Origin of the sequence: Paraliobacillus sp. JSM ZJ581 (assembly GCF_044383835.1) — a bacterium.
Taxonomy (GTDB): Bacteria; Bacillota; Bacilli; order Bacillales; family Amphibacillaceae; genus Paraliobacillus.
Map to the genome: position 1 here is coordinate 147,641 of NZ_JBISEP010000001.1, position 26,639 is coordinate 174,279.

27 protein-coding genes are annotated in these 26,639 nt (G+C 34.2%); 3 read left to right on the plus strand and 24 right to left on the minus strand.

The features are described from left to right. Positions 1–41 precede the first annotated feature (41 nt). On the minus strand, positions 42–272 hold the full coding sequence (locus ACH6CY_RS00830) for a DUF896 domain-containing protein (protein ID WP_374065303.1): 231 nt from the start codon (positions 270–272) through the stop codon (positions 42–44). Between the two features lie 73 nt (positions 273–345). Next, a complete protein-coding gene (locus tag ACH6CY_RS00835; RefSeq protein WP_374065304.1) occupies positions 346–1,011 on the minus strand; it encodes a YneB family resolvase-like protein in 666 nt (221 codons plus the stop codon). A gap of 287 nt (positions 1,012–1,298) precedes the next feature. Here ACH6CY_RS00835 and lexA point away from each other — a divergent pair, with 287 nt between their 5' ends. Both lexA and ACH6CY_RS00845 read left to right on the plus strand, forming a co-directional pair. Next, positions 1,299–1,934, plus strand: coding sequence for a transcriptional repressor LexA (gene lexA, locus ACH6CY_RS00840; RefSeq protein WP_374065305.1), 636 nt, complete (start codon positions 1,299–1,301; stop codon positions 1,932–1,934). 333 nt (positions 1,935–2,267) lie between these two features. Then, entirely contained in the window at positions 2,268–2,768 is a 501-nt protein-coding gene (locus tag ACH6CY_RS00845) for a hypothetical protein (protein WP_374065306.1), read from the plus strand. An 82-nt stretch (positions 2,769–2,850) separates the two neighbouring features. Here ACH6CY_RS00845 and ACH6CY_RS00850 read toward each other — a convergent pair whose 3' ends face one another. Continuing rightward, positions 2,851–2,997 (minus strand): peptidoglycan-binding domain-containing protein, encoded by a 147-nt coding sequence (locus tag ACH6CY_RS00850; RefSeq protein ID WP_374065307.1) that lies wholly within the window; start codon positions 2,995–2,997, stop codon positions 2,851–2,853. A gap of 806 nt (positions 2,998–3,803) precedes the next feature. On the opposite strand from ACH6CY_RS00850, the gene ACH6CY_RS00855 reads away from it, so the two are divergent. Next, the gene (locus ACH6CY_RS00855) at positions 3,804–4,106 is read left to right on the plus strand and encodes a tyrosine-type recombinase/integrase (RefSeq protein ID WP_374065308.1); all 303 of its coding nucleotides are present in this window, start codon (positions 3,804–3,806) and stop codon (positions 4,104–4,106) included. A 95-nt stretch (positions 4,107–4,201) separates the two neighbouring features. Here the strand turns inward: ACH6CY_RS00855 and glnA are convergent, their stop codons facing one another. The 21 genes from glnA to ACH6CY_RS00960 all read right to left on the minus strand — a co-directional run bounded on the left by glnA (position 4,202) and on the right by ACH6CY_RS00960 (position 26,542). Further along, positions 4,202–5,536 (minus strand): type I glutamate--ammonia ligase, encoded by a 1,335-nt coding sequence (gene glnA, locus ACH6CY_RS00860; RefSeq protein ID WP_374065309.1) that lies wholly within the window; start codon positions 5,534–5,536, stop codon positions 4,202–4,204. Between the two features lie 23 nt (positions 5,537–5,559). Then, entirely contained in the window at positions 5,560–5,955 is a 396-nt protein-coding gene (locus ACH6CY_RS00865; protein ID WP_374065310.1) for a MerR family transcriptional regulator, read from the minus strand. A gap of 227 nt (positions 5,956–6,182) precedes the next feature. Continuing rightward, a complete protein-coding gene (hflX, locus tag ACH6CY_RS00870; protein WP_374065311.1) occupies positions 6,183–7,409 on the minus strand; it encodes a GTPase HflX in 1,227 nt (408 codons plus the stop codon). A gap of 30 nt (positions 7,410–7,439) precedes the next feature. Then, entirely contained in the window at positions 7,440–8,348 is a 909-nt protein-coding gene (locus ACH6CY_RS00875) for an AAA family ATPase (RefSeq protein ID WP_374065312.1), read from the minus strand. 173 nt (positions 8,349–8,521) lie between these two features. After that, positions 8,522–8,746: an RNA chaperone Hfq gene (gene hfq, locus ACH6CY_RS00880; protein ID WP_374065313.1), complete on the minus strand. Its 225-nt coding sequence runs from the start codon at positions 8,744–8,746 to the stop codon at positions 8,522–8,524. 41 nt (positions 8,747–8,787) lie between these two features. After that, positions 8,788–9,723: a tRNA (adenosine(37)-N6)-dimethylallyltransferase MiaA gene (miaA, locus tag ACH6CY_RS00885; protein WP_374065314.1), complete on the minus strand. Its 936-nt coding sequence runs from the start codon at positions 9,721–9,723 to the stop codon at positions 8,788–8,790. A gap of 189 nt (positions 9,724–9,912) precedes the next feature. Next, positions 9,913–11,784, minus strand: coding sequence for a DNA mismatch repair endonuclease MutL (gene mutL, locus ACH6CY_RS00890; RefSeq protein WP_374065315.1), 1,872 nt, complete (start codon positions 11,782–11,784; stop codon positions 9,913–9,915). Positions 11,785–11,786: 2 nt separating this feature from the next. Next, positions 11,787–14,381 (minus strand): DNA mismatch repair protein MutS, encoded by a 2,595-nt coding sequence (mutS, locus tag ACH6CY_RS00895; protein ID WP_374065316.1) that lies wholly within the window; start codon positions 14,379–14,381, stop codon positions 11,787–11,789. Between the two features lie 144 nt (positions 14,382–14,525). Continuing rightward, positions 14,526–14,837: a hypothetical protein gene (locus ACH6CY_RS00900; protein WP_374065317.1), complete on the minus strand. Its 312-nt coding sequence runs from the start codon at positions 14,835–14,837 to the stop codon at positions 14,526–14,528. 256 nt (positions 14,838–15,093) lie between these two features. Beyond that, entirely contained in the window at positions 15,094–15,657 is a 564-nt protein-coding gene (cotE, locus tag ACH6CY_RS00905; RefSeq protein WP_374065318.1) for an outer spore coat protein CotE, read from the minus strand. Between the two features lie 211 nt (positions 15,658–15,868). Next, complete coding sequence (locus ACH6CY_RS00910) at positions 15,869–16,246, minus strand: YlbF/YmcA family competence regulator (RefSeq protein ID WP_374065319.1); 378 nt, start codon at positions 16,244–16,246, stop codon at positions 15,869–15,871. Further along, entirely contained in the window at positions 16,247–17,824 is a 1,578-nt protein-coding gene (miaB, locus tag ACH6CY_RS00915) for a tRNA (N6-isopentenyl adenosine(37)-C2)-methylthiotransferase MiaB (protein WP_374065320.1), read from the minus strand. It lies immediately after the preceding gene. A 111-nt stretch (positions 17,825–17,935) separates the two neighbouring features. Then, entirely contained in the window at positions 17,936–18,859 is a 924-nt protein-coding gene (locus ACH6CY_RS00920; protein WP_374065321.1) for a dipeptidase, read from the minus strand. Positions 18,860–18,969: 110 nt separating this feature from the next. After that, positions 18,970–19,230 (minus strand): stage V sporulation protein S, encoded by a 261-nt coding sequence (locus tag ACH6CY_RS00925; RefSeq protein WP_374065322.1) that lies wholly within the window; start codon positions 19,228–19,230, stop codon positions 18,970–18,972. A gap of 111 nt (positions 19,231–19,341) precedes the next feature. Next, positions 19,342–20,139: a TIGR00282 family metallophosphoesterase gene (locus tag ACH6CY_RS00930; RefSeq protein WP_374065323.1), complete on the minus strand. Its 798-nt coding sequence runs from the start codon at positions 20,137–20,139 to the stop codon at positions 19,342–19,344. A 119-nt stretch (positions 20,140–20,258) separates the two neighbouring features. After that, positions 20,259–21,818 carry a ribonuclease Y gene (rny, locus tag ACH6CY_RS00935; RefSeq protein ID WP_374065324.1) on the minus strand — a complete coding sequence of 520 codons (1,560 nt, stop codon included), beginning with the start codon at positions 21,816–21,818 and terminating at the stop codon, positions 20,259–20,261. A gap of 211 nt (positions 21,819–22,029) precedes the next feature. Continuing rightward, entirely contained in the window at positions 22,030–23,055 is a 1,026-nt protein-coding gene (gene recA / locus ACH6CY_RS00940) for a recombinase RecA (RefSeq protein ID WP_374065325.1), read from the minus strand. Positions 23,056–23,231: 176 nt separating this feature from the next. Continuing rightward, positions 23,232–24,485, minus strand: a complete 1,254-nt coding sequence (locus ACH6CY_RS00945; RefSeq protein WP_374065326.1) for a competence/damage-inducible protein A — start codon at positions 24,483–24,485, stop codon at positions 23,232–23,234. Further along, complete coding sequence (gene pgsA / locus ACH6CY_RS00950; protein WP_374065327.1) at positions 24,485–25,063, minus strand: CDP-diacylglycerol--glycerol-3-phosphate 3-phosphatidyltransferase; 579 nt, start codon at positions 25,061–25,063, stop codon at positions 24,485–24,487. The genes ACH6CY_RS00945 and pgsA overlap by 1 nt, the downstream gene beginning before the upstream one ends. 92 nt (positions 25,064–25,155) lie before the next feature. Then, positions 25,156–26,058, minus strand: coding sequence for a helix-turn-helix domain-containing protein (locus ACH6CY_RS00955; protein WP_374065328.1), 903 nt, complete (start codon positions 26,056–26,058; stop codon positions 25,156–25,158). A 223-nt stretch (positions 26,059–26,281) separates the two neighbouring features. Next, entirely contained in the window at positions 26,282–26,542 is a 261-nt protein-coding gene (locus ACH6CY_RS00960; RefSeq protein WP_374065329.1) for a DUF3243 domain-containing protein, read from the minus strand. Between the last annotated feature and the right edge of the window lie 97 nt (positions 26,543–26,639).

The window sequence follows — 26,639 nt, forward strand, 5'->3', positions numbered from 1 at the left end:
ATAATGAAAAAAGATATTTCACAAGCTTTCGAGACACCAAATTATAATTCATCCTCTTTTTGTAGATCTTTAACTTTTTTTGGTGTGACATCTTCTCCATTAGGATCAACAATTTTCATTCCTTTAAATTGATTTTTAAAGGATTTTCTTACGTTTTTTAAATAGTCTTTCCTTAATTCTTGCTGCTCTTGTTTTTCTTTATCAGTTAGACCATATTTCTTTGATTTGTTTGCTAATTCATTTATTCGATTGATTTTTTCTTTAGATAACACGTTGGTTCACCTTCTTTATTAGAAAATTCAAAAATTAAAAAAGACAAGGTAATCATACTTGAACCTTGTCTTTTTATTCTATATGAAATGTACCTTCTTTTTCAAGTGTTACATATTCTTGATATCTGCGATGTACAGTAGCTTTAGAAACATTATACCCTAGCCCTCGAAGAGTCGATGCGATTTCAGCAAATGTTAATTTATTTTCCTTTAGCTTTATAACTTCTTCTATTGGGAACTCTATTCGTTCACGTCCTGGCGCTTGATGTTTATGGGCGAGATTTTTTTCAGGTTGGTACCCGTTCTCCATAGCTCGCTTTATACCACGTTTAATCTTTATATTGTGAATCTTCCTTTGATATTCTTCTACGATCCCTACAATTTGTAAGACCATGCTATCTGCTTCAGATAATTGTAATTCTCCTTGATTAGACAAGGCATAAATTTTAATACCTAATTTAGAAAACTGATGAAACAATGCTATTTTAGTATTTCCTCTACCAAGCCTTGTTTCATCCTGAATTAGTATACAGTCAATTTCGCCAGATCCACACCTTTCTAGTAAGGTTAATATTCCTTGACGTTCAATCTCATATCCACTTTGTTTTTCTTCAATTATATCAATAACATCTATATTTTTATCTTGCGCAAGTCGTATTAATTCCTGTTTTTGTCTAGATAATGAAGACGCTTGTTCTTCCTTTTCTGTACTTACTCTACAATAAATTATTGCTCGCATACTCATACCTACAATCTATTAAACTATTAACTTGTTACTAATCCTACATACATAAATACTAACGTAAAAATAAATAAAATGAAATAGAATGCATCTGCTTTTGATATTTTAGTAAACATATTAAATGCCTCCTGTTTTTATAATTTAAGAACCTTTGTTCGCATCTACATATCATTATATACGAACAAAAGTTCTTGTCAACCATTTTACTCGAACTTACGTTTGTCTTTTTTATCCTTGCATGCTATACTATTACTAGTAAAAAATATGTACGGAGGTGATCGTTTATGATAAAAATATCAAAACGGCAACAAGCAATTCTTGATTTCATCAAAAAAGAAGTTTTAGATAAAGGTTACCCACCTTCTGTTAGAGAAATTGGTGAAGCAGTTGGCTTAGCTTCTAGTTCAACCGTACATGGGCACCTATCTCGATTAGAAAAAAAAGGCTACATAAGAAGAGATCCAACCAAACCTAGAGCCATCGAAGTGCTTAACTTAGAAGATGATCAATTAGGTATCTTAAAAAAAGAAGCGACTTTTGCACCAGTCATTGGAAAGGTTACAGCTGGTTTACCTATTACAGCGATTGAAAATATCGAGGAATATGTACCACTACCTCTATCACTGACTCATGGCGATGCTACGGATCAATCTATTTTTGTCTTAGTTATTGAGGGAGAAAGTATGATCGAAGCAGGCATACTAGATGGTGACATGGTAATTGTAAAACAGCAACAAACAGCTCAAAATGGCGAAATTGTTGTTGCAATGACAGATGAGGAAGAAGCAACAGTAAAACGATTCTTTAAAGAAAATAATTATATTCGTCTACAACCTGAAAATGCGACAATGGAACCTTTAATTTATCAAAATGTATCTATATTAGGTAAAGTTATTGGTCTATATCGTGACATCCATTAAACAAGCGCTTTACTCCTTTGAGTAAAGCGCTTGTTTTTAAAGCATCAATGAAAAAGTTAAAACCTTTCTTTTGTAATTGTTTCACTCTAGCATTTATATTTTCTTTAGATTAAAATGAGCCTATTACTATATATGGTTGATTTTGTTATTTGTTATATATATCGAGACTATCGTAATTATATTTTACTTAAGAGATACATGCTTTTTTCTATGATACCAGACCACATTAGCACCCCTCCTTTATTTAATATAACCACTCCCTTAAAATTGTGGTTATTTCTTTTTTGAGAATTCATAGAAAAAATAACAAAACTTTTAGATTGAGGTGAAAAAATGAAAGCTAAAACCTACAAGATAATAATTGGATTGTTTAGTCTGATATTATTAGCAAGTTGTGGAAGTGAAGACAAGATGAATTTTTATGAACAAACAAGTGATACAGAATTAAAAGAGGAATTAAATGCTATTAAAATCGGATCAACTGAATTGGAAGTAAAAGAAGCTTTTGGAGAACCAAATTCTACTGAGGAAACAAAGAATAGTATGTATTTGAAATATGGATCTCAAGAATACAAATATGCGCAATTTCAGATTGTAAACGGTATTGTTAAACGCTATTTTTTCTCTGATAAACAATATAATAAAAATAAGAAAGTAGGAATCGGCAGCTCTAAACAAACTATAATTACTGAATATGGTGAAAATTATTATATACGGGATGATTCAAGTGATAAAGTTTTAGGTTATTTTGATAAAGATAAAGGGATAAATATCGAATTTGCATTTGAAGACTCAAAAGTTATTGGTATTGAAGTATCAAAGGTTAATAAATAAGACTCTCTTAAGTTGTTACTTGCATTAATTATTTAATAACCTTAAAGCTAACTGGGAGCACAACTAAGTGCTCCTTTTTATATCATCCAAATAATTCTCCAAATGTAACCGGTCCTGCTTTACCATCTACGCCAATGCCAACATCATTCCGGAAGTATTTTACATTCCATTCTGTATCGTTACCCAAAATACCATCTATTGCAAGGCAATAACCTTCACAACGCAACAACGCTTGTAAAATCCAAGTGAGATTACCTTTACTACTACACTAGCTGCTTTTGTTTTAGAACCCCAATAACCATCAACTTTTAGACCCGCATTAAATTGTTTGTTTAATTCTGTTTGATAAGCCTCAACTAATGCTTTACGAGTATTAGGACGTGGATTATGAACTAATACTTTCTTTCATTGAATATATAATAGCTACAATAGCTAGAGTTATTAAAGATAAACCACTTCCTAAGGGTGCTTTATATTAAATAACCCGCACAAAAAAAACCTAGTTCTCGCTGGCCAGGTCCATTCGTTTCTCTGAGGTTAATCTGATAAGAGATTATTCAGTTACTATGTTAAATTAATTATTTTAACATTTATAACTATTATTTTTGATGTAATACAAAGTATAGAATTTTAATTTAAATCCGCAATTACCAATCTTAAGCTGAGGAGTGAAAAAATGAGTAATGTCAACTATTCAAAAAAAAGCAGAAGAATGAATTTAAAAACCCATGTTCAAACAATTATTAGAAAAACTTTCGGAATACTCTTGTCCCTGTTTTTCTTCTATCTTTTTGTATCGTATGAAGATTGGATGAGTATTATATATGTTAATGATTTTATTATTTTCTTAATTTGGAGCGCTGTTTCAGTAGCTATCTTTTTGCGGGGAGTTAAACTTGATATAGGTCTACAAAAAATTAAATTTCATTTTATTATTCGTCTATTCTTAATATTTTTATTATCTTTTTCTTTGTATATCAATTGTTCACACCTTATTTCTATTCAGATGACTATCTAAAGCAGGCTGGAAAACATGTGATAGAATCATATTTTGAACTTGCAAGAGATGATCTTACCCTTAAACAGAAAGAAGACATTGCTAAGTCAATATTATCGGTTTATCGTTTGAGTTTACCTATCCATTCATTACGTCATGCACACGCTGTTTTACTATTAGAAGCAGAGAATGATATGAAATTCATTCAAGAAAGATTAGGACATCGTAGTTATCAAATAACCGCAGATATTTATTCTCACATCTCTAAAAGACTTGATCAAAAATCAATGAAAAGGTATGAAGCTTATCTTGGTCAAATCACTTCTTCAAAGAGTGATTAATTTTTGTGGGTGCGCCCGTGGGTGGATTAAAAACGCTTCTACTTCCAACCAAAACAAAAACCCTCAATACAAGCAGTATCAAGGGTTTCTTTCTATTAATAAGCCTTCATGTACTGTTCACGTTCCCAAGGGTGGACTTGTGTGCGGAACATATCCCATTCTATTTCTTTTGATTCAATAAAGTGTTCGTACAAGTGTTCGCCAAGTGCATCCGACACTATTTTATCTTCTTTCAACAACTGTATTGCATGATAAAGAGTAGCGGGTAAGTCTTTTACACCATTTGCTTCCCTTTCTTCTTTATTCATCACATATATGTTTCTATCGATCGGCTCTGGAGGAGTGAGTTTATTCTTAATTCCATCTAATCCGGATGCTAATAGAACAGAAAGTGCCATATACGGATTTGCTGCTGGATCAACACTACGTACTTCAATACGTGTGCTTAATCCTCTTGATGAAGGAACACGAATTAATGGACTTCTATTCAACCCAGACCATGCAACATAACATGGCGCTTCATAACCAGGCACAAGACGTTTGTATGAGTTTACTGTCGGATTTGTAATCGCAGTAAAGTGTAATGCATGTTTCATAATACCAGCAATGAATTGATAAGCAGTTTCACTTAATTGCAAGTCTCCACTTTCATCTAAAAATGCATTTTCTCCGCCTTTAAAAAGCGACATGTTACAGTGCATGCCTGAGCCACTCACTCCGAATAATGGTTTAGGCATAAAGGTAGCGTGTAAACCGTGTTTGCGGGCAATTGTTTTTACTACTAATTTAAATGTTTGAATATCATCAGCATGTTTCACAGCATCAGAATATTTAAAATCAATTTCATGTTGTCCTGGAGCAACTTCATGGTGAGAAGCCTCCATTTCAAATCCCATTTCTTCTAATTCTAATACAATGTCACGACGGCAATTTTCGCCTAAATCAGTTGGTGCTAAGTCAAAATAACCACCGTGATCATTCAATTCTAATGAAGGCTCGCCTCTCTCATCTAATTTAAACAAGAAAAATTCTGGTTCTGCACCAATGTTAAACGCATTAAATCCTAGCTTTTCCATTTCTTTGAGATTTCGCTTTAAATTGTAACGCGGGCAACCTTCAAACGGTGAGCCATGATGATCATAGATGTCACAAATAAAACGGGCAACTCTTCCTTTTTCTGAAGTCCACGGAAATACTACGAATGTATCAAGGTCGGGATAAAGCTTCATATCTGACTCCTCAATTCGAACAAACCCCTCTATTGAAGAGCCATCAAAAACCATTTGATTATCCAGCGCTTTATCTAACTGACTAAGCGGAATTTCCACATTTTTAATTGTACCGAGTAAATCGGTAAATTGCAGACGGATAAACTTAACGTTTTCTTCCTCAATACGCTTTTTGATTTCTTTTCTTGTAAACTTTGCCATGTTGTTCACTCCTTTTATAAATTCTAGTGGAAAAACCGAGATAATTCTCCTTGACGTAAAGAAGTTCTGCCTTTATGGCCCAATTCAAATAATTCCTTTTGCAATATTTGACGGAGCTCTTTTTCTGTTAATTCAGACGGCTTATCTTGATCGATTGCTTTTTTTGTTGTAGATAATACTTTGATGGATAGCATTTGCTTTATTCCTGCCAAATTAATACCTTTTTCAATAAGTACTTTTATCTCTAACAAACGATCGACATCATTAAAGGAGAATAACCGTTGATTTCCCTCTGTACGAGAAGGATGAATCAAGCCATGTTGTTCATAGTAACGAATCTGCCTTGCTGTTAAGTCAGTTAACGACTTAACAATTCCAATCGAAAATAAGGGCATCGAACGCCTATCTGCATCGCTCATTTCATTCACCCCTTCCTATGTACTATAGTTATTTTATATCTATGATACTATAATTGTCAATGCGTGTTAGCTTTCCTTACATATATTTTTATCGTTGAATAGATACGATATCTGCACAATAAAATAACCAATTAACTTACTTTGTGCAGGGCAAAGAATCATTCTTAAACACCTCTTGCAGCATTTGAATACTCACGTTTATTCCTTTGTATTTAATGCTTTCTCCTTTAATCATAAAATAATGAGTGTTCGTTCGGGGCATAACCTTGAACGATATACACTTCCTTTTCTGAATCAAATGTTTCTTCATGTATAATAGTCTGCTGCAAAAGCGATTGTAGTAATTTACCATCTGAAGCTTGTACTATTTTCTTATAAAAATCCCAATGGTTGATAAGTAGTTTCTCTGTTTCTTTCAACAATCGTAAACGATCTAATTGGTTTAAAGCGCTCATCTTTAATGATGGTTGTGAAAAGGGAATAAAATTTTCACGTAACTTATCATTTTTATTATAGATCGTTAATATCGGTAAATGATCTACCTCTAAATCACTTAACAAGCGCAACACCGTTTGTTGATGCTGTTCTTTGTCAGGATGTGTACTATCAACAACATGATAAATAAAATCAGCTTCCTTCACTTCTTCTAACGTAGACCGAAATGCTGCAATTAATGCGGTAGGAAGGTCTTGCATAAATCCAACTGTGTCCGTAATAATCGCTTGAAAACCAGAGGGAAACTTTAATTGCCTTGACATGGGATCAAGCGTTGCAAATAATTGATCTTCCTCTAATGAATCACTTTGAGTCAAGCGATTAAACAAAGTTGATTTTCCCGCATTTGTATAACCAACAATGGCAATTTGAGTCACTTTATTTCTTTTTCTTCTCTTCCGATATTGATCTCTTTGATTTACAACTGTCTCCAATTGTCTTTTAATCTCATTTATTCGACGATTAATATGCCTTCGATCTGATTCTAATTTTGTTTCACCTGGACCTCTTGTACCAATCCCTCCACCTAAACGCGAAAGATGTTGCCCTTGTCCATGCAAACGCGGAAGCATGTATTGGTATTGTGCTAATTCTACTTGTAATTTCCCTTCTTTTGTGTATGCTCGTTGCGCGAAAATATCTAAAATTAATTGACTACGATCAATTACTCTAACTTCTAAATATTTTTGTAAATTGCGCATTTGCGTTGCGGTTAATTCATCATTGGCAATGACTAAATCAATATTATCATTTTCTATTAACTCTTGAATTTCTTCTAGCTTTCCTTTACCCATATATAAAGCGGGATGAGGGTGTTCCCGCTTTTGTAAAATTGTGTGTTTCACATTACCTTTTGCAGTGTTTGTCAAAGAAACAAGTTCTTTTAAGGAATAATGGATTTGCTCATCCGCAACAAAATGTTTTTGAATAGCAATAATTAGTACATTCTCTTTCGTCATTATGTTATGTCTCCTTCTTTACGTATCACTTTATTCTATCATAATATCTTTTGCATTTAATAACATTAAATCATCTATCGTATAGTAGTGTTTATTTAACAATCGAACAGCCTGTTTGCGCATTGACTTTTCCATAATATTCCTAACTAAGCGGCCATTGGCAAAATGTTCGAATCCATTTTCACGAATATCATTTAATAACAAAGATTTCAGTTTCCATAAGGCCTCGTTTGATAAGCAATAATCTCTTTCGTTCGCTATTCTTTTTGCAATTTCCACCAATTGTTCAGCTGTATAATTCGGAAAGTTAAAAATAAATGGAAATCTAGACCGCAAGCCTGGATTCAAGGATAAGAAATATTCCATTTCCTCAGGATAACCAGCTAAGATTAAAATAAACTGATCATGGTGATCTTCCATCTGCTTTACTAAAGTATCGATCGCTTCCTTCCCAAAATCTTTTTCTCCACCACGAGCTAATGAATATGCCTCATCTATAAATAATATCCCACCTAATGCCTTTTCTACTAAATTTTTTGTTTTCTTTGCAGTATGACCAATATACTCACCTACTAAATCCGCTCTATCTGCTTCAATCAAATGTCCTTTGGATAAAACGTTTAATTCTTGAAACAATACTGCTAATTTTCTTGCTACCGTCGTTTTTCCTGTTCCGGGATTGCCTTTAAACAACATATGCCATACTTGCTTTTCTCCTTTCAATCCTAGTTTCTCTCTTTCCTGATTGATTCGTATATTGGCATAAATTTCTTTTATATTCTCTTTTACTTCATCCATTCCAATTATGTCCGTAAATAACTTTTCCACCAATTGAAAAGAGGTATTTATATCTTGTTTTCCCATTTCCACTGTTTTTTGGCGGTCATGTAAAATGATATTAATTTGATTTTGTTTTTGAGAAGAAACTTGTGACTCCACTTCATCACCCCTAACCAATTACATTATACGTCGACATGAAAAATATTGTGACAAATGCCTAGGATCCTTTTGTCACTTATCAATATTAAATAATAGTTTGCTGATTTATTCTGCACTAACGTAAAAAGCGATTCATCAATAGATTGATGAATCGCTTAATCCTAGAGATAAAATTATTCTTTTTCTAACGTAACATTTTTTACCGGCGCAAAAGTAGAAATGGCATGCTTGAATAGCAACTGTTGTTTACCATCTGTCTCCAAAAGTACAGTGAAATTGTCAAATGCTTTTATTGTGCCACGCAATTGAAATCCATTGGTTAAGAATACGGTAACCTGAATATGATCTTTTCTTAATTGATTTAAATATTGATCTTGAATATTAACTGTTTGAGACATGTTTTTTCCTCCTCTATTCTATCTCTACTACCATAATTATTCTACTTATTGTCGATCATTCCTGCTAAATCTTTTAAAATTGTTGAAATTTTTTTGTTTTTATCATCTGAGGTGATAGTATACCAGTGAACATCCATTTTATTTTTGAACCAAGTGTACTGTCTCTTAGCATACCTTCTTGAATTACGTTTTAGCAGTTCAACTGCTCTTTCAAGTGACTCTTCCCCTTTTAAATAAGGGATAAACTCCTTATAACCAATCGCCTGCATGGATTGGCTGTTAACCAAACCTTGCTTATACAAATGGCTTACTTCTTCTAATAAGCCATTTTCCATCATTATATCCACTCGTTCGTTAATTTGTTGATATAATAGTGGTCTATCCATTTCTAATCCTATTAAAATTGGATCGTACTGGGATGTAAGTGTTTGTTTCTCATGATATGTAGCCATTGATTTACCGGTACGTTCATACACCTCCAGTGAACGAATTACTCTTCTCACATTATTCGGATGGATTTTTTCTGCTTGTTTAGGGTCAACCTCCTTTAATCTTTGATATAAAGCATATGCCCCTTTTTGTTCCACTTCTTTTTCTAGTTCTTTTTGATACGTTTCATCTCTTTTATTATCGGTAAATTGATAGTTATATAAAGCCGCTTGAATATAGAGACCAGTTCCACCAACTATGATTGGTAATTTTTTTCGATTACTAATTGCATCAATATGCTTTCGAACCATTTGTTGAAAATCAACCACGGAGAACGTTTGTTCCGGACTAATAATATCTAACATATAATGATTAATCCCTTGCTGTTCTTCTTCTGTTATTTTGGCGGTTCCTACATCCATCCCTTGATAGATTTGCATAGAATCGCCACTAATAATTTCACCATCAAACGTTTTTGCTATTTCTATACTAAGACTTGTTTTACCTACACCTGTAGGTCCAACAACCGTCACTACTTTTTGTTTCATTATGTATTCTCCTTACAAACTTAAGCTATAGATTATGTTTAATTATACAGAAATGATCAAGAATGGTGCAATATTCTTTACATAAGACGTAAAACCATGTTCATTATAGTAAATCAGTGTTAAGATCGATATAATCTTAACACTGCATAATTTTAAATCATAGGAATCTATTGTGAATCGAGTAATAAACTACATGACCCGTTTAAACATTTTTTCTAAATCATATCCAGAAAAATGAATAATAATCGGGCGGCCATGTGGACATGTGAATGGATCTGTAGACTTACGCAAATCTTCTAGCAGATGAAACATATCATCTTTATTTAGATAGTGATTTGCTTTAATTGATCGTTTACACGACATGAGAATGGCGGCATCTTCTCGTAATTTTGCTATATTAATTTTTTCTTCTTCTATAATTTGTTCTATCATTTCTCTGATGATTTCCTCTTCAAATCCTTTCGGGAACCATTGTGGATGTGAACGAACAATATAGGTTTGTTGACCAAAATGTTCAAAGAAGAGCCCCACTTCTTTTAACTGCTCCTGATGTTGATCTATTAATAACGCTTCTTGTTTAGAAAAATCAAATGTTATAGGAATCAAAAGATCTTGCAATTCATTTGCAACTTCTCCAATTACATCACGAAAGAATTCATATTTTATTCTTTCTTGTGCTGCATGTTGATCAATCATATATAGACCATTTTCATTCTCTGCCATAATATAAGTACCATGATGTTGTCCAATTGGATACATCGGCGGAATGCGTTCGGTTGATTGATTGTCTAGCTCCTGTTGCTCATTTGAACTTTCTTTTTGATTTTCGTTATCTTCTGAATCACTTGTTGTTAGAGTTATATCAGGGATGGATTGATAATCTTCTATAGACTCTAATGCTTGATTTTGAGCTGTAATGTATGTGTCCGTATTTTTCACTATGTCTTTCTCATCTTTCATTTGTTGCTTATCTTGAGTAGCTGACACGGAATTGTCTCTATTGAATTCAAAAGAAAATGTGTGCTGCGTCGATAACGGACGCTCTTTTTTTTCTTTTCTCGTTACTTCAGGAATTAATGTTTGTTTTCTTAACGCCTCTCTAATTGTCTCTTCCACCGCTTGATATAATTCCTTATCCTTACTAAATCGAACCTCAAGTTTTGCAGGGTGGACATTTACATCTACTAAAATCGGATCCATTTTAACGTGTAATACAACTAATGGATAGCGTCCAATTGGTAACAATGTATGATAACCGTTCGTTATTGCCTTATTTAGCGGAATATTTTTTATATAACGGCCATTAATAATGCTAGAGATATAATTACGTGAGGCACGTGCCACCTCTGGTTTCGCTATGTAACCCGAAATAGAAAAATCAAGCGTTTCATAGGACACCGGAATCATTTTCTTCGCTACACTAACACCATAAATTTCTGCAATAATTTGAATGATATCCCCGCGTCCTGTCGATTTAAACATCGGCTTATCATTATGAATCAATTCAAATCGGATCTGTGGATGAGATAATGCCATGCGATTAACCACATCACTAATATGCCCTAATTCAGTATGAATCGTTTTCATATATTTTAATCGTGCAGGTGTATTAAAAAATAGTGCAGCAACAGTGATCTCTGTTCCTTGTCTGGCATCTCCTTTATCACATTCAATCAACTTTCCACCCTCAAGCTTTAATATAGTTCCAGCATGTTTACCGGTTGAAGTTTTTACTGTTAGTTGACTGACCGCTGCAATCGAAGCAAGTGCTTCTCCACGGAAACCAAGTGTGCGAACATGGAATAAATCTTTTTCATTACGAACCTTGCTTGTAGCGTGACGTGCAAAAGCAATTTCAGCATCATCATCTTCCATTCCAGTCCCATTATCAATTACTTTGATTTTTCGAAGCCCTGCTTCTTCGATTTCTATTTTGATTTCTGTACTTTTCGCATCGATGCTATTCTCAACTAGCTCTTTCACAACAGATGCTGGTCGCTCGACTACTTCTCCAGCTGCAATTTTATTCGCTAATTGCTCTGGCATCTGTACTATATGCATGATTAATCCTCCTCGTTTGCTTGCTTTTGTAAGCGATACAATTCATTCATTGCTTGTAAAGGAGTCATTTCCATAATATTTAATTTTTTCAAAGCTTGAGAAATAACACTTGTTTGCTTTTTGGTGTGTTTTTTCTCTGTTTCTTTTTGTTCTGCTACAAAAAAACTTAACTGTTGTTGCTCGTCACTTACTTGACTAGCTAAATGTTTTTGATTGGATTGAGGTGCTTCTAATTGCTCTAAAATAACTTGCGCTCGTTCAATTAACACGTCAGGAAGTTCAGCTAACTTCGCCACATGAATACCATAACTTTGATCAGCAGCACCAGCTTCCACTTGGTGTAAAAATACGACTTTATCATTGTATTCTTCAGCTCTCACATGTACATTTTTTAAATATTTCAATGAGTGATCAAGGCTGGTTAATTCATGGTAGTGTGTTGAAAATAGCGTTTTCGCCTTCACATGGTTATGTACATATTCTATAATGGCCTGTGCTAATGCCATCCCATCATATGTGCTTGTCCCACGTCCAATTTCATCTAATAAGATTAAACTGTTTTGGGTTGCATTCGTAAGCGCATGGTTTGCTTCTAGCATTTCTACCATAAACGTACTTTGTCCTGAAACTAAGTCATCAGCAGCACCAATACGAGTGAAAATTTGATCGAAAATAGATAGATTTGCCTGTTCACACGGAACAAAACAGCCGATTTGTGCCATAATTGCTATTAGAGCAAGCTGCCTCATATAAGTACTTTTCCCCGACATATTAGGTCCCGTAATTAATAGAATATTAGTATCTTGATCCATAACTACATTATTTGGAACATACATACCATCTTTCATTACTTTTTCTACAACTGGATGCCTACCTTTTGTGACCATCACTTTTCTTTCTTGATTAAACGTTGGTCGTACATAATTGGATGATTCACTAATTGTGGCAAAGCCTTGTAACACATCAATCTCACTAATCTGGTGGGCTAATATTTGTAATTTAGGTATATAATCCTTTACTTGTTCACGTAATACTAAAAATAGTTCATACTCTAAATCTATACTTTTTTCTTCTGCCTCAAGAATTAAAGATTCTTTTTCTTTTAAATCTGGTGTAATATATCTTTCTGCGTTTGTTAATGTCTGTTTTCGCTCATATTTTCCTTCGGGTAATAGATGAAGGTTAGCTTTTGTTACCTCAATATAATAACCAAACACGCGATTGTAGCCAATTTTTAACGATTTAATATTCGTTTCTTGTTTCTCGCGTTGCTCTAATTCTGCAATCCATTGCTTTCCGTTTTTTGAAGCATAGCGATATTTATCTAATTGTTCATTATATCCATCTTTTATCATGCCACCATCTTTAATTGTTAGAGGAGGATCGTCTTTTACAGCTCCATCCAATAATGTGAATAAGTCATCTAATGGATTAATTTCTTGTCCTAATTGTTGCACTTCTTTGGCATTAAAAGAGGCTAGTAATTGTTTTAAGTGTGGAATTTTTTCTACGGATTGCTTTAATTGTAACAAATCACGTGCATTTACATTCCCAAAAGCAACTCTACCAGATAATCTTTCTAGATCATAAATGGATTTTAAAGCTTCTCTTAGTTCTTCTCTTTTAATAAATTGATCAATAAAACCTTCTACTAGTTGGTAACGCGACTCAATGGAAGATTGATTTAATAATGGACGCTCAAGCCATTTTTTTAGCTTTCTTGCACCCATCGCAGTTACTGTTTGATCTACTACCCACAACAAACTTCCTTGTTTTCCTTTACGCATAATTGTTTCGGTAAGTTCTAAATTGCGCTTAGAATACATATCTAGTTTCATATATTGTTTTAGTTCAATTTCTTCTACAGGTTGTAAGTGGTCTAACGAACGTTGTTGTGTTGATTCGATATAGCACAATAATCGACCAAACGCTTCTTTTGCTTGTTTGTCAGTAATATTTTTAAATAAATAATTAAACTTAGTATTAATTATAGTTGTCTCATTATACGAAAGTGTCACATTAAGACGTTCAGCTAATGCTTCTTGATAGGTTGCTGGAAGCGTTTCTGATATAACAATTTCTTTAATTGGACGATTGTATAACTCACTGATTACTTGCTCCCAACCGAATTCAATTCGTGCAATGCTATTTTCACCAGTGGATAAATCATTATAGGCAATAACAAAAGTATGTTGATCAAATTGACTAATACTAGCTAAATAATTATTTTCTTTTTCGTCTAACATTGCTCCTTCCATTACGGTACCTGGGGTAATTAATTGAACAACTTCTCGTTTCACTACTCCTTTAGCGGTTTTTGGATCTTCCACTTGCTCACAAATAGCTACTTTAAATCCTTTTTCCACTAAATTTTTTATATAGTTGGAGGCAGAATGATATGGTACACCGCACATTGGTATCCGTTCCTCTCCTCCACCGTCTCTGCTTGTTAATGTAATTTCTAACTCTCTAGATGCCTTGACTGCATCATCAAAAAACATTTCATAAAAGTCTCCTAACCGAAAAAATAGAAAACTATCTTTATAAACTGCTTTAATTTTTAAGTATTGTTCTATCATTGGCGTATAATTTGGCATTTTTCTTCCCCCAACGCATTAAATCTCATTTTCTCATTATAGCATAATTGATCATTTTTTTAAGTGTTTGGTGTAATGATAGAAGAGTAGATTCAGTTTATATCAATATAATGGCTAGTTACGTATAAATATCACTTCATATTATTAAATACTATTAATAAAGTAACCGAATAATAGCACTAGAGTAGAAAAAAACAAAAGGGTTAATGCAACAATAACAACTAACCAGTTGACTATCACAATTTTTCCATTTTTCGCTTTTAAGACTGCGATAAGAGCTAACAAAAAACTAATCAAGGAAAAAATCACTGTAATAAAAAGTGGATGCACGTCTAATTTCACTAAAAAGAAGCTGTGAAATGCTTGTGAAAAAGAAGATGTAAGTAAAAGTAATAAACAAATAGCCAAGAAAAACATATTCACTATTGTGATATTTAAGCCTGGTTTTTCCTTCAACTTAAATGGGCTCCTTTCTTTACTTAAATCAGCTTTTAGGTTTCAACTTTTATGATTATGTAAAATATAAACTTCATCTTGATTTTTACCGCTTAATTCCTTTTATATTATACCATATTTTGGATTATGTTTGGTAATGCATCGAAATTCTCATTTTCATTTTCTTAAAAAACAGCAAACAAAAACACCTATAGACGAAACAACCTTTTTCAAGTGTTCGATCTATAGGTACCATGCTAAATCCAACTTACTTACACTAATCTTTCTGATTTTTAGATAAAAAATCTGTATCGACACTGTCAAACTCATCATCTGATAACTCTAAATCTAAATCATCATCATCTAATACCATACCATTAGGGTCAACCTTTACAGTCACTTTTGTATCACCGATTACCTCCACAAGAAATTCACGTTCTGCTTCAACTACTATTTTTTTATCATGTTGAGAAATATTACATTCTAGACAATTCGGTTGTTGTAGTACTTTTGCGTAAACTTTTTCTTCATCACCTAATGTATGTTTATCTTTAACAGCTAGTTTGATTAGGTCTTGATAAGATATACGCTCAGTTACTACTTCTGTCTTCGTATTATCATTGTACGAATACCATACATTTACGTCATAGCTTCCATTCACTTCAACTAATCCGTCACCTTTTCTTTTTGCATGATATAAGTGATTAATGATCCAACAACCTAGAATACTCGATGGCTTGTGCGTTGGTGTAATTGTATTCGTATCTTGTGTAAATTTACGTCCTTTTCCTATTACTGCTTTTGTAATGATTTCCCGAAATTCTTGATCAAGAAAAGACATAGAACTAAAACCTCCTCCTTATTCATATTCAGTTTATGCAAATTACCCACCTTAAGTGCGAATTAAATAGGTGAATAACATGTCATAGGTTTCTAGTTCATGGTATGCATTTGCCTAGAAAAGGTGCTACACTTTCATATGATTAAGCTAAATAATAAAAACACTGTTGCTAATGGAAATGACTCGCTCCTAGCAACAGTGTTTTTTTATATTATTTCTTATCATCGAAAAGCTGCTCCATCGATGTCTCTACTTCATTTGAGATGATTTGTGAGACACGTTGAAGTAAATCATTGACAACTATTTGCGATTCTTTAAACTCTTGAACAATTGGAATAGCATCAATTTCCTCTTGGATTCGATCAATTTCTAAATCAACTTTCTTTAATGCCTCTTTTTTACCGTATGCTTGAAAGTTGACAGCTTGCTTTTGTAATGCTTTCATATTATTAATTAATTCTTTTAATTTTTTATTTTGATTCAAACGTCTTTCAATTTCTTTATATCTACTTACTTCTTCTACATCCGTCATCTGTTTAGCAAGCATATTTGCTTGAGTCAAGATATCTTCTTTACTGTACGTAGTCATTTATAATACTCCTGCAGTTTGTTCCGCAAGCTCACCATCAAGTGACCATGTTTTTGCTTTTGTAATTTTAACATCTACAATTTTGCCAATAAGCGATTTAGGCGCTCTAAAGTTAACTAATTTACTTCGTTCTGTATATCCAGACAGCACATCGGGATTTTTCTTACTTTCACCTTCAACAAGTACTTTAACGATTTCGCCTTCATATTTCTCCATCGCTTGTTTCGCCTGCTCATTTACTAAAGCATTCAACCGTTGCAGTCTTTCTTTTTTCACTTCCATCGGGATATTGTCTTCCCATCGAGCTGCTGGCGTACCTTCTCTTGGAGAATAAATAAAGGTATATGCACTTTCAAACCCGACTTCTTTAACTAAGGTCATCGTTTCTTCAAATTGTTCGTCTGTTTCATTTGGAAAACCGACAATGATGTCTGTTGTTAATGTTGCATTTGGCATTGCTTTTCGTATTTTGCTTACTAACTCTAAGTAGCTTTCTCTCGTATAACGTCGAGCCATTACACGCAATACAGCTGAACTACCTGATTGTACCGGTAAATGAATATGATCTAACAGATTTCCACCTTTTGCTAAAACTTCAATCAAACGATCATCAAAGTCACGCGGATGCGATGTTGTAAAGCGTACTCGAGGAATATCAATTTTACGGATCTCATCCATTAGATCGCCAAGACCATATTCAAAATCTAAGTCTTTTCCATAAGCATTAACATTTTGCCCAAGTAAAGTAATCTCTTGATAACCTTGTGCTGCTAAATGACGTACTTCCTGTATAATATCTTCTGGTAGGCGACTACGTTCTTTTCCACGAGTATACGGTACGATACAATAGGTGCAAAATTTATCGCAACCATACATAATATTTACCCAGCCTTTAATTCGACCCTTTCTAACTTTAGGTAAATTCTCAATTATGTCGCCTTCTTTGGACCACACTTCTACAACCATTTCTTTGCTAAACATCGCTTCTTTTAATAGACTTGGTAAGCGATGAATATTATGTGTACCGAATATCATGTCAATAAATGGGTGTTTCTTGAGAATGCGATTGACTACTGCTTCCTCTTGAGACATACATCCACATACACCGATAATCAAATCAGGGTTTTCTAATTTCAATGGCTTTAAGTGACCGATCTCCCCAAACACTTTATTTTCAGCATTTTCACGAATCGCACATGTGTTTAACAAAATAACATCTGCTTGCTTTGTATCATCTGTTAATTGATATCCCATATCCGTTAATAAACCAGCCATTACCTCTGTGTCATGCTCATTCATTTGACATCCATAAGTACGAATGAGAAATTTCTTTCCGTCTCCAATAGACTGCATTTCTTTTGGAATTGAAAAGTCATAATGAATATCCACATCTTTTTTTAGACGTTTTTTGGCTTTTTTTAAGTTCGGGGGCTCATACGTTGTTTGGAAATATTTTCCGATCATTTCATCAGAGTCCATATTTTTTAATCGATCCAAGTTTGCATCCGAATCGGATTTTACGTCCGCTGGATTTCCTTGTTTTATTTGACTTGCTTGCTTTCGTTGCTGTTCATTCATCTGACATGACTCCTTTCTACTATATTGCTTAGGTAGTCTTTTTAGCTACTACTTCAATTCTACCATTATAGCAAGAATTCAACTCAAAAACAAAGCCTTTTCAGATTAAACTTAGTTTATTCTAGGGAATTTATTTATAAAATTTTGATATGCGATATTTGTCCATTGTCTTGATGTAAGGATCGATTGTAATTCATCTGCAAGTGTTTGATATTGCTCGATACTTTCCAACCCTTCAATATATTCATCAATGCCATCAAAATCTGATCCAAATCCTAAACACGATTCTGCACCAGCATCAATATAATACAGTACGTGTTTGATAGTATCATGATAAGTAACGGTTGTCTTTTTATTTGTAAAGGACGGAACGAATGTCACACCTATCCAGCCATCTTTATTAATAATTGCCTGTATTTGTTGATTATCTAAATTTCGTCGATGTTGGCATATTTGATACACGTTAGAATGCGATGCCATTATATATTTTGCTTGCTCAATAACGTCGAAAAAACCTTGATAAGATAGATGAGAAACATCAACCCAAATTCTTTCTTGGTTCAATAATGCGATTACTTTTTCTCCAAAACTACTTAATCCAGCCCCTCTCTTTTCACCGATACCATCAGCTACACCATTCGCTTGATTCCAAGTCAACCCAACCGCTCGAACACCTAACCGTAGCAATGTCTTCAATTTATTTATGTCTCGCCCTATTACATGACAGCCCTCTAATGTAAGCATTGCACCGCGTTCGTTTTCTTTCAATTCAATCAGGTCACTTTTACTCTGAATAAATTTAATATCTTTATTCGGTTCGATAATTTGCTCAAAGAAAATAGTTATCATTTCTAATGCAACTTGAAATTGCTCCTCCTCTGATACTTCAGGAGGAACAAATATGGCAAAGCATTGAACTTTGACTGGACTTTCTCGCCACTTACGTAAATTAACCTGTAGCTTGTCACTTGTTTTAAAATCAAGCTTATCTGACCATAGTTTCAATAACACATCACAATGCGCGTCAATAATCAAATTGTTCTCCTTCTTCCATAAAAATGTATCTTACATACTGAAAAATGTATCTTACATACTGATTGAACAAAAATCCTGTTTGCTAAGTAGCAAACAGGATTTTTGACATACTATCTTGGTTCGACAATTAATTTTATTGCTGTACGTTCTTCATTATCAATGATAATATCAGTAAAAGCTGGAATACAGATTAAATCAACTCCACTAGGTGCTACGAATCCTCTAGCAATCGCTACTGACTTTACGGCCTGGTTTAATGCACCAGCACCGATCGCCTGAATTTCTGCTGAACCACGTTCTCTTAAAACATTTGCAAGTGCTCCTGCTACTGAATTAGGATTTGATTTTGCTGAAACTTTTAATACGTCCACTTTTGCTACCTCCTTCATTAACTAAAGTAGTTCCACTTTTACTATATTCTCACAGATAATAGTTATTCCACTTAATTTCATTATGAAGGAAATTATCTTAACATTCAAACGCTATACAAAGAAGGGATGATCATCATTGATCATGATTCGTTTTATTTGTTTTGCTTTTCCGCTCGTATCATCTATATCGATTAATACTGCATTTAGCTGTACTTTTCCCCGCTTAGTGACTTCGAATCTAACAGGTAGATTAGTTAAAAAACGTTTAATAACTGCCTCTCGATCTGTACCTAAAATGCCATCATAAGGTCCTGTCATACCAACATCAGTAATATAAGCTGTTCCATTATCTAAAATGCGTTCATCTGCTGTTTGCACATGTGTATGTGTTCCAACTACCGCACTAACCCTGCCATCTAAATACCATGCTAAAGCCTGTTTTTCGCTCGTTGCTTCTGCATGGAAATCAACAAAGATAATAGATGCTTCTTTTTTTGCGAGTTCTACTAGCTCATCTGCTTTTCGAAATGGATCATCAATTGGAGGAAGGAACGTTCTTCCTTGTAAATTAATCACCGCAATTTTCACACCATTACAATCTATTATTTGAAAACCTCTTCCAGGTGTTCCTTCTGGAAAATTCGCGGGACGAATCATATTTTTTGCATCATCAATAAATTCAAAAATCTCTCTTTTATCCCAAGTATGGTTTCCCATTGTAATCACTTGTGCGCCCCAACTTAGAAATTGCTTGTATATCTTTTCAGTCATTCCTTTACCTGAAGCTGCATTTTCACCATTCACGATCGTTAACTGTGGTTGATATTTTTGTTTTAATTTAGGTAAATATGCTTCTAATTGATTTCTTCCTGGTGAACCTACGACATCACCGATAAATAATATTTTCATGTTTAATCTTCCTTGTCTATATAATTAGTATCAGTTTCACATAAGTGCATACAAATGTCAAAGTATCAAAGGTTTAATATTGATTCGATTAAATAAAATAAAGCGACCGATTGGTCGCTTTATTTTGCATATTCGATAGCTCTTGTTTCTCTGATTACCGTTACTTTTATGTGACCTGGATAATTCAACTCACTTTCAATGCGTTTTTTGATCTCTCGTGCAATACGCAATGATTCCAAGTCATCAATTTCTTCTGGTTTCACCATGATTCTAACTTCACGTCCTGCTTGAATTGCAAACGATTTTTCAACCCCCGCATATGATTCAGAGATTTCTTCTAGTTTTTCTAATCGTTTGATATAATTCTCTAGTGTTTCGCTTCGTGCACCAGGGCGTGCAGCTGACAGTGCGTCTGCGGATGCAACAAGAACAGCAATAATGGATGTTGCTTCTTCATCACCATGATGCGAGGCAATGGAGTTAACTACAATATCATTTTCTTTATACTTTATCGCTAATTCTTTCCCTATTTCAACATGACTTCCCTCTACTTCATGATCGATAGCTTTTCCAATATCATGTAACAAACCAGCACGCTTAGCAACAGTAACATCTTCACCAAGTTCTGCGGCAAGTAGTCCTGAGAGATACGCAACTTCCATCGAATGTTTTAATACATTCTGACCATAACTTGTACGATATTTTAATCTTCCAAGTATTTTCACTAAATCAGGATGAAGTCCATGAACACCAATATCAAAAGTGGTTTGCTCTCCCACTTCACGAATATATTCATCTACTTCACGTCTTGATTTATCAACCATTTCTTCTATACGGGCGGGATGGATTCTACCATCCTGTACTAGTTTTTCTAGTGCAATTCGAGCAGTTTCCCTCCGTATCGGATCAAATCCTGACAAAATGACAGCTTCTGGCGTATCATCAATGATTAAATCAATTCCGGTTAACGTTTCAAGTGTACGAATATTTCGTCCCTCTCTACCGATTATACGACCTTTCATTTCATCATTCGGAAGGTTAACAACCGATACAGTTGTTTCCGCCACATGATCTGCTGCACAACGTTGCATTGCGATAGAAAGAACTTCTTTTGCCTTCTTATCTGCTTCTTCCTTTGCACGGTTCTCCGCTTCTTTAATCATCAATGCTGCATCATGTGTCACTTCTTTTTCTACTCGATCTAGAATAATTTGTTTGGCTTGGTCAGTTGTATATCCTGAAATGCGTTCTAGCTCAGCTTGTTGCTCGCTTAATGTAGCTTCCACTTTGCTTTCCGTTTCTTCAATTTGTTGTTGTTTTTCTGTTAGCGAACTTTCTCTTTTCTCTAACATGAGCTCACGCTTGTCTAGCGTTTCATCTTTTCGGTCCAAATTCTCTTCTTTTTGCAATAGACGATTTTCTTGTTTCTGAAGTTCCACTCTTCGTTCTCGAAGATCTTGATCTACTTGCTGGCGAATTTTATGACTCTCATCTTTCGCTTCTAGCAGTGCTTCTTTCTTAGCCACTTCAGCATTTCGATGTCCTTCTTCAACAATTTGCTTAGCTAATTCTTCCGCACTAGAAATCTTCTTTTCTGCAATAGACTTACGAATCAGATAACCAACAACAATACCGACGATTAGGAGCAAAATGGAGATGACGATGTCTATGCTTTCCATGGTTTCACCTCCTCTTGCTATAAATTTGTACAAAACAATTTAAGTCGGCATGTACAGTTTTACCAATATAAATGCATAATTAATCAAAAATGTATAATAAAATTATACATTTTAATTTTAATCTTGCTAGTTTGTTATGTCAAGGAAACGTCAAATATTATCAAAAAAACTGATAACAATGTTATGTTATCAGTTTTTTAATCGTTGATTATTATTTTTCACTTTGATCCGATTCTTCAGTTGGTGCAGGCACGTCCATACCATAGTGATTGCGAACTTTATTGTAGATTTCCTCTGTGATAGCAGTATTTTCTTTCAAAAACTGCTTAGAATTTTCTCTACCTTGTCCTAAACGTTCTTCATTATAAGAATACCACGCACCACTTTTTTGAACAATATCTAAATCGGATGCAATATCAAGTAGTTCACCTTCTTTGGAAATGCCTTCTCCATACATAATATCTACTTCTGCTTGCTTAAATGGTGGGGCTACTTTGTTTTTCACTACTTTAATTCTTGTTCTATTACCTACCATATCGTTTCCTTGCTTTAGCGTTTCCGCTCGACGTACTTCTAAACGTACAGATGAATAGAACTTTAGTGCGCGCCCACCAGGTGTGGTTTCGGGGTTACCAAACATTACACCAACTTTTTCACGAATTTGGTTGATAAAGATCGCAGTCGTTTTCGATTTATTTATTGCACCAGACAATTTTCGTAAGGCTTGAGACATTAGTCTTGCTTGTAAACCTACGTGGGCATCACCCATTTCACCTTCTATTTCAGCTTTAGGAACAAGAGCAGCAACAGAATCAATAACAATCATATCAACTGCGCCACTTCGCACAAGAGCTTCAGCAATTTCTAACGCTTGCTCACCAGTATCCGGTTGAGATAATAATAGTTCATCAACATTGACGCCAAGATTTCTAGCATAAGTTGGATCTAATGCATGCTCAGCATCGATAAATGCTGCTTGTCCTCCTTGTCTTTGCGCTTCTGCGATAGCATGTAAAGAAACGGTTGTTTTACCAGAAGACTCAGGTCCATAAATTTCGATAACACGACCTCTAGGATATCCACCTACACCTAAAGCGACATCCAATGCTAAAGAACCACTTGAAACAGTAGCTATTTTTTGTTCTGCTTGCTCACCTAGCTTCATAATGGAACCTTTACCAAATTGTTTTTCTATTGATTTTAACGCCATGTCTAAGGCTTGTTTACGATCACTCACATTATCTTCCCCCTCGAAATTTAAACTATTACTATCATAACTTGTTTTTTGAGATTTAACAAGCAAAAAGCGAATAAATGTTCGATAAATTTCTGTTCAATTCAGATATGTAAAATAGTTTTTTATATCAAACAAACAAGTTATTTATTAACTGTAAAGTATCCTAAATTCAACTTTTAGTTATTTTTTAATAAATGGTATAAAAGTTCAAATCCTTTTTTTACTGATCGCTTACGAATATAATTACGATCACCAGAAAAATAAAATTCACTAGTTTGAACATTTGCCTTGGCAAAATATATACTAATAAACACTGTCCCAACTTCTTTACCCTCTAAATTATTCGGACCTGCAACACCTGTGAAACTAATTGCTATATCTGAATTAAATTTGTCCGATGTTTTTTTCGCCATTTCTTCAGCACATTTTCTACTGACAACACCATCGTTCTCTATCGTTGTATCTGAGACACCTAGTACATTTCTTTTTGCATTTACTGCATAGCTAACTATGCTACCCAAAAACACATCACTTGCACCTGGATTTGCCACCATGGCATCCGAGAAAAGTCCACCTGTTAAACTTTCCGCTCCAGCAATTGTTTGATTTTTCTCTTGAAGTAAACTTAGGACTGCTTGTTCAATCGTTCGATCATCATAACCGTAAAAATGGTCACCTACAATTTGAAGTAACTCGTCCTCTTGTTGTTGAATGAGCTGATTAGCTTGTTCTGTTGTCTCTGCTTTTGCAGTGATACGAATGGCTACTTCACCGTCAGTAGCTAATGGAGCAATTGTAGGATTATCTTGTTTTGAGATAATTGTTTGAATCTTGTCTTCCAATTGGGATTCGCCTATGCCAATAAACCGAAGCATTCGAGAACGAATAATATCTTGTAGCATAAAGTGATCTTTTAGATAATCCATAACAAACGTTGTCATCATTTTTTTCATTTCTCGAGGAACACCTGGCATCAAAATAAACGTACATCCATTATAAGTGGTAATCATTCCTGGCGCAGTACCAATCGAATTTGGGATAATGACAGCATCTTTAAAAGCCATTGCTTGTCTGTGATTATTAGTAGTCATTTGCCGTTTGTTTTTTTTGAAAAAGTTAGATATAGCAGCAAGTACTTGTTCATTCAGCACTAATTCTTTGTTCGAAAGTTTTCCAAACGCCTCTTTAGTTAAATCATCTTCTGTTGGTCCAAGTCCTCCAGTGACAAACACAAGATCGGATCGACTAGAAGCTTCTTTAAAACAACCTATGACACGATCCATGTTATCACCGACTACTTGGTGATAAAAAGTGTTAATACCTAAATTAGCTAATTTTTCAGAAATCCATTCCGCATTTGTATTTGCAATCTGCCCTAATAGAAGCTCTGTTCCAACCCCAATAATTTCAGCATTATATGATTCACCCATTATTTGGACCCTCTCATCACATGCCAATTTTTCACAAAATAATCTATTCCAGAAATTACAGTTAAGATTAATGCGATATATAATGTTAGTATGTCAAACGGGAAGTTGATGAAAGAAAACGGAAAATTATGCAATAATAGCGCCGCGATGGACACAAGCTGAAAAGTAGTTTTCCATTTACCCATGTTTCCAGCTGCCAACACAATTCCTTCTCCTGCTGCAACTAAACGTAGGCCTGTAACAGCAAATTCTCTACTAATGATAATGATAACAATCCAAGCAGGTATCATGCCCATTTCTACTAAAAGAATAAAAGCTGATGAAACTAATAATTTATCTGCCATTGGGTCTAGAAATTTCCCTAAATTCGTTACTAATTGGTGTTTTCTTGCATAATAACCATCAACCCAATCGGTACCCGCTGCAACAATAAATAACATAGCGGCAACAAAATCTACAATTGGTAAAGTAGATGCACCAATTGTCCATTCCCCGAAATCTAATGGTAAAGTTAAAAGCAAAATAAAGATCGGGATTAAAAAAATTCGAGATAAAGTAATTTGATTAGGTATATTCATATGTATTCTCCTTTAATTTACAACATAAACTGAATTTTCTTTTAAATGATAACCCCTCCTCACCGTATGATGAAAAGGGGTTGTTTCATACTCTATTCCTGTTTCTGATTCATATTAATCCAAACCTGTTGAACTGCTGTTGGACTACTAATATCCTCAGATAGTTCTAACGGCATCCCATTCAATTCGATCGAAATAGTCGTTGGTTCACCAAATCTTAAATATATTTTTTCATTATTAGAAACATCTAATTCCATTGGTGAATCAGACTGTTGAAAAGTGCCGTAATAGAGACTTTTTCCATTGCTATCTTCTACTTCCAACCAGTTTTGTCCTTCTGTATTAAATGTTACTGTTACTTGATCTTCGACAGAAGTAAATTCATAAGTAGACTGATCATTTTCAAATTCTATCAGTTTCAATTCTAATTTTTGAACACTGTCATCTTCTGGATTTTCTTCTAGTGTCTCATCATCTATACTCGCTTCCGAATCTGGTGATTCCGGTTTATCTTCTGATTCAGGAGGTAATCTTACTTCATCCCCTCCGTTTTGCTCAGAAGAAGGTGCGGTTCCGTTCTCTTTCCCATCATTAGAAAAATAATCACTGGTTATTAAATAAATAATAAAAAATACACCGATGATTAATATTCCTGCAATCACAGTTGGTAATAAAGAGGAGATGGGTGATTTTTTTTGTGAGAAGTTAGTATTTTTCTTACTACGTTGCATGCGAGTATACTCTATTGTTGTATCTTTATTCGCGGACGGTAGCTCATGACTATACTCTTCTAATAATTTACTTGAATCTAATCCTAAAGCTATCGCATATTCTTTAACAAACGCCCTTGTATAAAACGTGCCGGGTAACAGTGAAAATTCACCTTTTTCAATCGCATGTATATACCTAGCTTGTATTTTAGTCATCTTCTCAATATCTTTGATGGATAACCCTTTTTCTTCTCTAACTTCTTTTAATCGTATTCCAATTTCCATGTTAACACCATCCAATTAAATAATAACAGGTATCTATAGCTTTTCACACTATTCTTATCATAAATGATTTTAATAATTTATGAAAGATAAATGACATTACTTTTTTATTTCTATGTCTATTGTATATGATAATTTATAAGATGGATAGTAGTTACAAGTTAAAATTTGAACGATTAGTAAAAAAATATAAAAAAGCCTTGCTTTAAAAGCAAGGGCTTTTGGATTAACGATCTGTACCTTCATTCTGCACTAATTTTACCATCATGTTTGCAATGGCATGCTGCTCTTTTTCATCTCCTGCATTCCACAGCTCTTTGATAACAGCTTCTTTGTCATTTTTAGCATCCACATTGTTAGATAAATAATTACCAATATCATATGCTAAATCCGAAATTGCTTCTTGACTTATTCCTTGTGCTTGTGCTTGGTGTAATCGATCACCAAGAAAATCCTTCCATGATTCAAAATTGTCTAAGACTGACATATATACTTTTCCTCCTTAATATAGATTGCATTGTTATGGTGTGAAGAAATATAGAAAAATATACATCGCCGCCTATTTACCATGCAACAACTATCTT

Bases quoted from the DNA above. Each gene is read 5' to 3' on its own strand.
- rny (WP_374065324.1), bottom strand. From the start codon at position 21,818: ATGGAAAGCATAGACATCGTCATCTCCATTTTGCTCCTAATCGTCGGT.
- cotE (WP_374065318.1), bottom strand. From the start codon at position 15,657: ATGTCTTTTCTTGATCAAGAATTTCGGGAAATCATTACAAAAGCAGTA.
- miaA (WP_374065314.1), bottom strand. From the start codon at position 9,723: ATGAAACAAAAAGTAGTGACGGTTGTTGGACCTACAGGTGTAGGTAAA.
- ACH6CY_RS00865 (WP_374065310.1), bottom strand. From the start codon at position 5,955: ATGAGCGATGCAGATAGGCGTTCGATGCCCTTATTTTCGATTGGAATT.
- pgsA (WP_374065327.1), bottom strand. From the start codon at position 25,063: ATGAATATACCTAATCAAATTACTTTATCTCGAATTTTTTTAATCCCG.
- ACH6CY_RS00910 (WP_374065319.1), bottom strand. From the start codon at position 16,246: ATGACTACGTACAGTAAAGAAGATATCTTGACTCAAGCAAATATGCTT.
- ACH6CY_RS00945 (WP_374065326.1), bottom strand. From the start codon at position 24,485: ATGGGTGAATCATATAATGCTGAAATTATTGGGGTTGGAACAGAGCTT.
- mutL (WP_374065315.1), bottom strand. From the start codon at position 11,784: ATGCATATAGTACAGATGCCAGAGCAATTAGCGAATAAAATTGCAGCT.
- ACH6CY_RS00960 (WP_374065329.1), bottom strand. From the start codon at position 26,542: ATGTCAGTCTTAGACAATTTTGAATCATGGAAGGATTTTCTTGGTGAT.
- ACH6CY_RS00955 (WP_374065328.1), bottom strand. From the start codon at position 26,058: ATGGAAATTGGAATACGATTAAAAGAAGTTAGAGAAGAAAAAGGGTTA.
- mutS (WP_374065316.1), bottom strand. From the start codon at position 14,381: ATGCCAAATTATACGCCAATGATAGAACAATACTTAAAAATTAAAGCA.
- ACH6CY_RS00930 (WP_374065323.1), bottom strand. From the start codon at position 20,139: ATGAAAATATTATTTATCGGTGATGTCGTAGGTTCACCAGGAAGAAAT.
- ACH6CY_RS00845 (WP_374065306.1), top strand. From the start codon at position 2,268: ATGAAAGCTAAAACCTACAAGATAATAATTGGATTGTTTAGTCTGATA.
- hflX (WP_374065311.1), bottom strand. From the start codon at position 7,409: ATGACGAAAGAGAATGTACTAATTATTGCTATTCAAAAACATTTTGTT.
- lexA (WP_374065305.1), top strand. From the start codon at position 1,299: ATGATAAAAATATCAAAACGGCAACAAGCAATTCTTGATTTCATCAAA.
- hfq (WP_374065313.1), bottom strand. From the start codon at position 8,746: ATGTCTCAAACAGTTAATATTCAAGATCAATATTTAAATCAATTAAGA.
- miaB (WP_374065320.1), bottom strand. From the start codon at position 17,824: ATGAATGAACAGCAACGAAAGCAAGCAAGTCAAATAAAACAAGGAAAT.
- glnA (WP_374065309.1), bottom strand. From the start codon at position 5,536: ATGGCAAAGTTTACAAGAAAAGAAATCAAAAAGCGTATTGAGGAAGAA.
- ACH6CY_RS00835 (WP_374065304.1), bottom strand. From the start codon at position 1,011: ATGCGAGCAATAATTTATTGTAGAGTAAGTACAGAAAAGGAAGAACAA.